The organism is uncultured Veillonella sp., from assembly GCF_963534045.1.
GTDB lineage: Bacteria > Bacillota > Negativicutes > Veillonellales > Veillonellaceae > Veillonella.
Window position 1 is genome coordinate 1 of the sequence record NZ_CAUSQT010000046.1, and the last position, 9128, is coordinate 9128.

The following is a 9128-nucleotide window of genomic DNA, read 5'->3' on the forward strand; positions in this document are numbered from 1 at the left end:
GTTATTACGGCCGGCAATGAGGGGAGCACGAAATTACATAATCGATTTGGTTTTACCTATTGTGGACTTACTCCTGAGGTTGGGTTTAAACATGGAAAATATCAGGATACCGAAACTTACGCATTATTGGTATAATAATAGATATTAAATACTTCATATATCCGTGGGGTTGCGGATGTATGCTATACATAGATAGGGGTAAGTTATGATAAATATGAAAGCAGAACGGCAGTTCATAGGCAATAGTACGTATCGTAGCCGATTGGTGGATGGTCATTTTCATACTGAATTATGTCCACATGGTAGCGGCGATAGAACGGCGCTTATGATTGAAAAGGCCATTGAACTACGCATCGAAAAGGTGTGCTTAACAGAGCATGCTCCATTGCCAAAGGCATTTGAGGCAGAGTACGGTGGCGATAAGGTTGCTTATGATACGGCGTCTCTTAAACTCAATCAGGTGGATTCCTATCTCGAATTAGGTCGTGAATTACAACGTGCTTATGGTACGCATATCGATATTTCCCTTGGCTTTGAGGTGGACTATATCCCTGGTTTTGAAAGCGATATCCAAGATTTTCTCGATCGCTATGGTCCATTGACGGACGATAATATACTATCTGTTCACTTTATGGATGGTGTAGGTGGCAAATACTACTGTGTTGATTATAATACAGAGGAATTTGAAAAGGGTTTTGGTCCTTGGATTTCTAATCAAAGCGAATTGTACTATAAATACTTTAGTATTATTCGCCAAGCGGTGCGCGCCGATTTAGGTACGTATACGCCAAAGCGAATTGGCCACTTTGACCTAATCAAGAAATACCAACATCATTTCGGATTTGAACACCATTTAGATAAACGGAATGCTCAATTGGTGAGCGATATACTACATATTATGCGCGTTCAAGGTAGAGAATTAGATTATAATATGAGTGGATTCTTTAAACCTGATTGCGGTGAAATGTATCCAAGCCGTTTTATTCAAGGAATAGCTGCCATTATTGGTGTACCTTTTGTGCTAGGATCCGATGCGCATAGCGTAGCAGATGTAGCAAAGGTTTGGGATTAGAATTAATACTCCTCTATTGACAATTCTATAGAGGAGTATTATTATAGTTTTATGCTTTAATACGCTAAAGCGATAAAATCTAAAAGACTCTATATATTTTAAATAGTAATATTAGCATGGTTTATAGAAAGGATGATCCTCATGGTACAGAAACAGTTGCCTACAGGTTTTCGTGATGATATAGGTGCTGTAGCGGAGCGCAAGGATGATGTGAGTCAATACTTACTAAGCCTTTGCCGCAATCGTCAGTATACAAAAATTTCTACACCTCTCGTAGAATACAAAGATGTGTTTAATGGTTACACATTAGGCCGTGGTCAACATATGTACGAATTCTTTGGTAGTTCTGATGCATCCGTGGTTATCCGCCCTGATTTAACCATGCCAATCGGTCGTTTTTTGGCGACTACGAATATTGAATTGCCACGCAAATTCTACTATCTTGGCGACGTGTTGATGAAAAATAAGCAACATCGTGGCGATATCAACCAAGTCACACAAGGTGGCATCGAAATGGTCGGCTATGAAGGTATTGATGCTGAGCTAGAATGTTTTGCCATCATTAAAGAAGTGAACGAATTACAGCTCAATAATACCTTATTATTAGAAATTGGCGATGCTCGTTTCTCTCGTGCTATCACCGATGCATTGGGCTTGACTGATGGTGAACGGGCCGATTTGCTGGATGCATTATTTACAAAATATTTGCCACGCTACAATGAATTAATCAGCGAATTTAAAAATAACGCACTCTATCCATTCCTTACGATTTGGCCTCGTTTATTCGGCACTGTAAATGATATTAAAAACGAGCTTAGTCAGGTGATTTTGCCAGCAGGTGCACAACGTATTTTAGATAGTCTTATGGATTTAGCTGGTCAAATCGAAGCAACTGGTCAACAAGTTCGCATTGATGTATCTACAGAACCGCTTCAATCCTATTACACAGGCCTTACCTTTAGAGGCTATGTAGACGGTGTATCTCAATACATTGTCAGCGGTGGCCGCTATGATGGACTCTTATCTGGATTTGATGGTACACCGATGCCATCTGTTGGTATGGCTTTCAACATTGATGTCCTTACAGATGTGCTTATGCAAGGTGAAAGCAACATCCAAGATAATGGCAAATTGCGCATCGCTTTAACAAAGGGCCGCGTTGAAAAGGATTTTATTCCTCTCCTAGAGTCTTGTGGCATTGATTGTGAACCGTTGCGCAACAAGGCGCGTAAGTTGATTATTCCGTTGGGGGATTCGGTAGAGGTTATCTTAGCGAAAGGCCCTGATGTAACGACATATTTGAATAATGGCGTCGTTGATTTGGGCATCGTTGGTAGCGATGTACTGGATGAACAAGATAATACATCTTATGAAATGCTAGATTTAAAAACGGGTCAATGCCAATTTATCTTGGCCTCCTTAGAAGGGTATAATCCGAAGGAAGGGCGTCGCCAACGAATCGGTACAAAATATCCAACCATTACAAAACAATATTTCGGATCCCAAGACGTAGAAATCATTAAAATTGAAGGCTCCGTTGAATTGGCTCCCCTCGTAGGCTTGGCCGATGCCATCGTAGATATTACAGAAACTGGTACAACGCTACGAGAAAACAATCTTAAAATCTATGATTGGCTCCAACCAATCTCAACGCGTCTTGTGGCAAATCCATTGGCATTGAAACAAAAAAGAAATACTATCTTTGAGTTGATTGATCAATTGCAATCAGCTATTGATAAAAAATAGATGGCATACGCTATTGCGATGGGATGAGAAACATTTACAATAGAAGTATTCATATACATAGTTTGAAATGAGGACATACAATGAAAATTTACAAAGAATCCCTTGATACAATGCTCAGCATTGTCCGTCAATATACACAACAAACAACAGATATGGAAATTGAACGCCGCGTGTACGATATCATCGAAAATGTACGTACTAATGGCGATGCAGCACTCCGTGAATATTCCGAAAAATTCGATGGTGTAAAACTAGATGATTTCAAGGTGGATCAATCTATCATCGATGCAGCGTGGGATAATTTACCAGAAGATTTAAAACACGCTTTATTGGTAGCGAAGAAAAATATTACCGAATTCCATAGCCGTGAAATTGAACAGGGCTTTGTAGATATGGATACACCAGGCATCACACGTGGTCAAAAGGTAACGCCATTGGCTCGTGTTGGCCTCTATGTTCCTGGTGGCACAGCGGCATATCCATCTACCATTATGATGACTGCATTGCCTGCAAAAATCGCTGGTGTTAAGGAAATTATCATGGTCACACCTCCACAAAAAGATGGTATTAATCCTGCTGTCTTAGGTGCTGCAAAACTTGCTGGCGTTGATGCGGTATACCAAGTGGGTGGCGCTCAAGGTGTTGCGGCTCTTGCCTATGGTACAGAACAAATTCCTAAAGTAGATAAAATCGTAGGCCCTGGTAACATTTATGTGGCCACTGCAAAACGACAAGTATTTGGTCAAGTCGATATCGACATGATTGCCGGCCCTAGTGAAATCGGTGTTATTGCTGATGAAAGTGCTAATCCAGTACACCTTGCAGCAGACTTGTTATCCCAAGCAGAACATGATCCACGAGCTCGTGCCATCATGGTTACAAATAGTGAAAAACTAGCCCAACTCGTATCCGATGAGGTAGAACGTCAACTTTCACAATTACCTCGTGAAAGCATTGCTCGCCCAGCCATCGAAAACAACAGCTATATTGCTGTTATGGATAGCGTAGAAGATATGTTTACTGTAATGAACGAAGTGGCGCCAGAACATTTGGAAATTCAATTACCAGACCCTATGGAATATATGAGCATGGTAGAAAATGCGGGTTCCGTATTCCTTGGCAGATATGCATCTGAACCATTGGGCGACTATGTAGGCGGTACAAACCACGTATTACCTACGAGCGGTACTGCAAAATTCTCGTCCCCACTAGGTGTGTACGATTTCGTAAAACGCATTTCCTTTACTCAATTTAGCCGTGAACGTTTGCAAGAAGTGGCGAAGGATATTACTACATTGGCTCGTACAGAAGGCCTTGAAGCACATGCTCGTGCTATTGATGTACGCTTTGAAAAATAATTGTATGGATGGGAATGCCTTAAAGGGCTTCCTTAATGATAAGAGGATACTATGATGAGAACAAATCGGTCAGCTACGGTAACTCGTAAAACGGGCGAAACAGATATTACAATTACACTTACCCTAGATGGAAATCAAGATATTCACGTTGATACAGGCATCGGGTTCCTTGATCATATGCTCCATTTGTTGGCTAAGCATGGACGATTTGGTCTGGCTATAAAAGCCGTAGGCGATACGTATGTAGATGCGCATCACACGGTAGAGGACATTGCATTAACCTTGGGGCAAGCATTGACACAAGCCCTTGGTGACAAAGCGGGAATCGAGCGCTATGGCGACGCGTGGGTGCCTATGGATGAGGCGTTGACACAGGTTGTCATCGATCTAAGTGGTCGTCCATACCTCGTGTTTAATGGTGAATTTACAACACCTGTGTTGGGTGGCAATTTTGAAACAGAATTGGTAGAGGATTTCTTCCAAGCCTTGGCTGTGAGCGGAGCCATGAATTTACATGTGCGCAATGAATATGGTCGCAATACGCATCATATTATTGAAAGCATGTTTAAGGCTACTGGTCGCGCATTGCGTAAGGCGGTTACGATTAACCCAGACATTCATGGTGTGAATTCTACAAAGGGCATGATTTAATCGAGTCCTTGTGAATGGTGAAAGCAGGGCCACATAAGGTTCGTGAATAGAGGAGATACTATGATTTTTCCAGCTATAGATTTACAAGATGGTCGCAGCGTACGCCTGTATAAGGGCGATTTTGCGAAGGAAACCATCATTAATCCGGATCCGGTTGACCAAGCATCTCAATACGAGGCTGCTGGTGTTGGCGCTTTGCACCTCGTCGATTTAGATGGGGCGAAGGCGGGGAAACCGGTCAATGTAGATATTGTTAAACGCGTACGCGCTGCATTTACAGGTGTGTTAGAAATCGGTGGCGGTATTCGTGATAAAGCGGCTGTAGATTTATATTTAGAAATGGGCGTTAATCGCGTTATTCTTGGCTCCGTAGCCCTTAAGAATCCTGAGTTGACGAAACAGGTGATTGCCGAATACGGCCCAGAACGCATCGTTATCGGCGTAGACGGTAAGAATGGTAAGGTCGCTGCGGAAGGGTGGCTCGACCAATCTGATGTGCCTATGACCGACCTTATCGGCGCTATGGTGGCAGCAGGTGCAAAGTATTTTATCGTTACCGATGTGGACCGAGATGGCACAATGCAAGGGGCTAATGAAGACCTATTGGGTTCTTTACAAGATCAATTCCCTGCGGCCCGTATTGTTGCATCCGGTGGTGTTCGCAATTTAGAGGATATTAAAAACCTTGAACAACGCGGTGTAGTAGACAGTATTGTAGGCAAGGCCTTGTATGAAGGCACTATTACATTAGAGGAAATTGCTGCGTTTAATAAGGAGAAAGCATCATGTTAGCGAAACGGATTATTCCTTGTTTAGACGTAGATAATGGTCGCGTAAAAAAAGGCGTTAACTTTGTAAACCTTGTTGATGTAGGTAGCCCTGTCGATATTGCGGCTACTTATGAGGAACAGGGCGCCGATGAGCTCGTATTCCTCGATATTACGGCTACGGTAGATAGACGTACGACGATGCGCGATGTGGTGACAGACATTTCAAAACATGTGTTCATGCCCCTCACCGTAGGCGGTGGCATTAAAACGGTGGATGATATGAGCGCGCTATTGAAAGCAGGCGCTGATAAGGTATCGCTTAATTCAGCGGCTTTAGCGCGTCCAGAACTCATTAGTGAAGGCGCTCAAAAGTTTGGCAACCAATGTATGGTAGTAGCCATTGATGTAAAAACGGATCCAGACACTGGTAAATGGTATGTGTATACCCATGGTGGTCGCAAGCGTAGCGATTGGGAAGCCCTTGCGTGGGCTAAAGAAGCTGTGAGTCGTGGCGCTGGTGAGTTATTGGTAACAAGCATGGATAAGGACGGCACTAAATCCGGCTTTGATATTAAACTATATAAAGCCTTGGAAGAGGTCGTAGATGTTCCGATTATCGCCTCCGGTGGAGCTGGTACGGTACAGCATTTTATCGATGTATTCACCGAGACTGGTGTTACCGGTGCACTAGCAGCGTCTATATTCCACTTTGGTGAAATTAGCATTCCCGATTTAAAATCACAATTGAAGGCAGCTGGCATTGCTGTTAGATAGGGTAGGAGATTGTAGCATACATGAAACCAGACTTTAATAAGGGTGGCGGCCTGTTACCGACGGTCGTTCAAGATAATACAACAAAAGCAGTGCTCATGGTGGCGTGGATGAACGAAGAGAGCTTTCACAAAACACTGGAAACCAAGGAAACTTGGTTCTGGTCTCGTTCTCGCCAAGAACTTTGGCATAAGGGCGGTACCAGTGGTAATGTGCAACACGTGGTGGATATGAAGCTCGATTGCGATGGCGATACATTACTGGTTCTCGTCAATGCGGAAGGGCCTGCATGTCATACAGGAGCGGTGAGCTGCTTTTTTAACGATGTAGAAGCGTAGAAACATAAGAAATATGAGGTGAGATGACGCATAGGCGTTAGCTTTCACAAAGGAGAAGAACAATGGCCAATCAACAAACATTAGAAGAATTATACGCCATTATCAAAGGGCGCAAGGAAACTCCAAAGGAAGGATCCTATACGAATTACTTGTTCGACAAGGGACTCGATAAAATCTTGAAGAAGGTAGGCGAAGAAGCAACAGAAGTTGTCATCGCTGCTAAAAATGAAGACCCACAAGAACTAGTATATGAAACAGCAGACGTACTCTATCATTTGCTCGTTCTATTGGTAGAAAAAGGCGTTCCTTATGAAGTCATCTTAGAAGAGTTGGCAAGCCGTGAAGGCGTTATCAGCAAAACACAGGAACGCAAAGCGATTACAGAGTTGTAAGGAGTGGAGTATGAAGAAGATTATTGGCCAATTAAAGCCGTATGTGCCAGAAGAACCGGCAGAGTCCGTCAAAGCTCGCCTCGGTGTGGAGCGCCTTGTGCGATTGTCAGCCAATGAAAATCCTTATGGTACATCGCCAAAGGTGCGCGAAGCAGTACTAGATTATGTGACGAACAATGATGCCAATCTATACCCTGATGGCAATGCATCATCCTTGCGAAGCGTCCTAGCAGATTATTGGAAGGTAGCAGAAAATCAACTCGTCATTGGCGTCGGCCTTGATGAAGTGATTTCCATGGTAAATAAAACATTTATCAATGCGGGCGATTCTATCGTTATCAGCGTTCCTGCCTTTTCTGAATATGGCCTTAACGGCCTTGTAGAAGGGGCGGTCATTCGCGAGGTGCCATGCATCGAGTCTACAGGTCAATACGATTTTAAGGCGATGCGTCAAGCCGTAGATACTACGACGCGCCTCGTATGGATTTGTAATCCTAACAATCCAACAGGGACCTATGAAACTGTTGAAGATATTCGTAACTTTATCAGTACATTGCCGAAAGATGTGTTAGTCATCATCGACGAAGCTTATATCGATTTCGTAACCTCCGTAGAGGTGCCAACGGCACGAGCTTTACTTGATGAATTTCCTAATGTATTTATTATGCGCACCTTCTCTAAGGCTTATGGCCTTGCGAACTATCGCGTAGGCTATATGATGAGTAGCGCTGAATTAGCGAACTATATTCAAACCATTCGCTTGCCATATAATTTGAATACCTTGTCCCAAGTGGCTGCTGAGGCTGCCTTTGGTGATCGTGAATTCTTGCGCAGCACTGTAGAGAAGAATGCCGCAGAACGCGCCTTGTGGGAACAAACGTTGGATGAAGTGGGCGGCACTTATTATAAGAGCGGTGCTAATTTTATCTTTATGTCCGTACCTAATGCGGATAGTCTTGCTGATGAATGGCTCGCTAAGGGCTATCAAGTACGCCGTGGACAACGAGACAATTGGTTGCGTGTAACATTGCCTCCTGCTAGTGATGGTGCTATTATGCGCGCTATTTTGAAAGAGTATATGGCCCGTCAATAATGTAGGCCACTTTATAGCGATGTACATTGCGACGTATGTTGCTATTTACATAGGCGTAAAAGAAAGGATGTCACTATGATTGCCATAATTGATTATGATGCGGGCAATACATTTAATGTACAAAAAGCATTACAACATATCGGTCTTGATGCGGTATTGACCGCTAATCGAGATACTATATTGGCTGCTGATGGTGTGATTCTACCGGGTGTCGGCGCCTATGCATCGGCTGTTTCCGTCCTTCGTGAGCGCGGTCTTATCGACGTTATTCATGAGGTGGTGGAGCGCAACATACCATTGCTTGGTATTTGTTTAGGTATGCAACTTTTGTTTGATGAATCTGAAGAATATGGACCGACTCCTGGCTTAGGTATTATACCGGGCACTGTGAAAGCCATTCCTAATAACCTCGGTCTTCGTGTACCTCATATGGGGTGGAATCAAAATACACTGTGCCGTAAAGACAGTGTTTTTTCTGATGTAGCTGATAAATATACATATTTTGTGCACTCTTATTACGTAGATACAGATTCTCAATACATTACAACAACCGCGGATTATGGGATTAAGGTACCGGGCATTGTTGAGAAGGGGAATGTCTATGGCATGCAGTTTCATCCTGAGAAAAGCGGAGCTGTAGGGCTTAATCTGCTACGAACCTTTGGAAATATCATAGTAAAAAAATAAAATAGTCTTCAATATATGCTTTTAACGAATAATGAGTATCTAGAATGAGAAAGTGTAAATTGACATATTTTTGTTTGGATATACAATGAGTATGTAAGTACTCATCAATTTATAAGCTAAAGTGGCATTGGAGACCTAGTTTTATTAGAAATGTTTATTCGGCACCTCCGATGTCACATACATTGGAGGTGTTTTTATGGTTATGAATGGTATTTACTTAGTTATAGCCTCCGCGTGTATTCTAATTTTA

At 42.8% G+C, this 9128-nt stretch carries 11 protein-coding genes; all 11 read left to right on the forward strand.

What is annotated here, in order from left to right:
• A partial coding sequence (locus tag RYP29_RS07340) for a GNAT family N-acetyltransferase (RefSeq protein WP_399553314.1) occupies positions 1-135 on the forward strand: 135 nt, incomplete at its 5' end.
• Between the two features lie 70 nt (positions 136-205).
• Positions 206-1072: a histidinol-phosphatase HisJ gene (gene hisJ, locus RYP29_RS07345; protein ID WP_005375445.1), complete on the forward strand. Its 867-nt coding sequence runs from the start codon at positions 206-208 to the stop codon at positions 1070-1072.
• A 141-nt stretch (positions 1073-1213) separates the two neighbouring features.
• Positions 1214-2818: an ATP phosphoribosyltransferase gene (gene hisG / locus RYP29_RS07350; RefSeq protein WP_311532815.1), complete on the forward strand. Its 1605-nt coding sequence runs from the start codon at positions 1214-1216 to the stop codon at positions 2816-2818.
• Positions 2819-2898: 80 nt separating this feature from the next.
• A complete protein-coding gene (gene hisD / locus RYP29_RS07355; protein WP_311532817.1) occupies positions 2899-4176 on the forward strand; it encodes a histidinol dehydrogenase in 1278 nt (425 codons plus the stop codon).
• Between the two features lie 51 nt (positions 4177-4227).
• A complete protein-coding gene (gene hisB, locus RYP29_RS07360; RefSeq protein ID WP_311532819.1) occupies positions 4228-4827 on the forward strand; it encodes an imidazoleglycerol-phosphate dehydratase HisB in 600 nt (199 codons plus the stop codon).
• 60 nt (positions 4828-4887) lie between these two features.
• Entirely contained in the window at positions 4888-5619 is a 732-nt protein-coding gene (gene hisA / locus RYP29_RS07365; RefSeq protein ID WP_311532821.1) for a 1-(5-phosphoribosyl)-5-[(5-phosphoribosylamino)methylideneamino]imidazole-4-carboxamide isomerase, read from the forward strand.
• On the forward strand, positions 5613-6371 hold the full coding sequence (hisF, locus tag RYP29_RS07370) for an imidazole glycerol phosphate synthase subunit HisF (protein ID WP_156930918.1): 759 nt from the start codon (positions 5613-5615) through the stop codon (positions 6369-6371). The genes hisA and hisF overlap by 7 nt, the downstream gene beginning before the upstream one ends.
• Positions 6372-6391: 20 nt before the next feature.
• Entirely contained in the window at positions 6392-6706 is a 315-nt protein-coding gene (hisI, locus tag RYP29_RS07375) for a phosphoribosyl-AMP cyclohydrolase (RefSeq protein ID WP_005375309.1), read from the forward strand.
• 62 nt (positions 6707-6768) lie between these two features.
• Positions 6769-7098: a phosphoribosyl-ATP diphosphatase gene (hisE, locus tag RYP29_RS07380; protein ID WP_311532823.1), complete on the forward strand. Its 330-nt coding sequence runs from the start codon at positions 6769-6771 to the stop codon at positions 7096-7098.
• Between the two features lie 10 nt (positions 7099-7108).
• Positions 7109-8191 (forward strand): histidinol-phosphate transaminase, encoded by a 1083-nt coding sequence (gene hisC, locus RYP29_RS07385; protein WP_311532825.1) that lies wholly within the window; start codon positions 7109-7111, stop codon positions 8189-8191.
• A 75-nt stretch (positions 8192-8266) separates the two neighbouring features.
• Complete coding sequence (gene hisH, locus RYP29_RS07390) at positions 8267-8878, forward strand: imidazole glycerol phosphate synthase subunit HisH (protein WP_311532827.1); 612 nt, start codon at positions 8267-8269, stop codon at positions 8876-8878.
• The last annotated feature ends 250 nt before the right edge of the window (positions 8879-9128 follow it).

Coding starts and splice junctions, on each gene's coding strand:
- hisA (WP_311532821.1), top strand. CDS start 4,888: ATGATTTTTCCAGCTATAGATTTACAAGATGGTCGCAGCGTACGCCTG.
- hisI (WP_005375309.1), top strand. CDS start 6,392: ATGAAACCAGACTTTAATAAGGGTGGCGGCCTGTTACCGACGGTCGTT.
- hisH (WP_311532827.1), top strand. CDS start 8,267: ATGATTGCCATAATTGATTATGATGCGGGCAATACATTTAATGTACAA.
- hisB (WP_311532819.1), top strand. CDS start 4,228: ATGATGAGAACAAATCGGTCAGCTACGGTAACTCGTAAAACGGGCGAA.
- hisJ (WP_005375445.1), top strand. CDS start 206: ATGATAAATATGAAAGCAGAACGGCAGTTCATAGGCAATAGTACGTAT.
- hisD (WP_311532817.1), top strand. CDS start 2,899: ATGAAAATTTACAAAGAATCCCTTGATACAATGCTCAGCATTGTCCGT.
- hisF (WP_156930918.1), top strand. CDS start 5,613: ATGTTAGCGAAACGGATTATTCCTTGTTTAGACGTAGATAATGGTCGC.
- hisC (WP_311532825.1), top strand. CDS start 7,109: ATGAAGAAGATTATTGGCCAATTAAAGCCGTATGTGCCAGAAGAACCG.
- hisE (WP_311532823.1), top strand. CDS start 6,769: ATGGCCAATCAACAAACATTAGAAGAATTATACGCCATTATCAAAGGG.
- hisG (WP_311532815.1), top strand. CDS start 1,214: ATGGTACAGAAACAGTTGCCTACAGGTTTTCGTGATGATATAGGTGCT.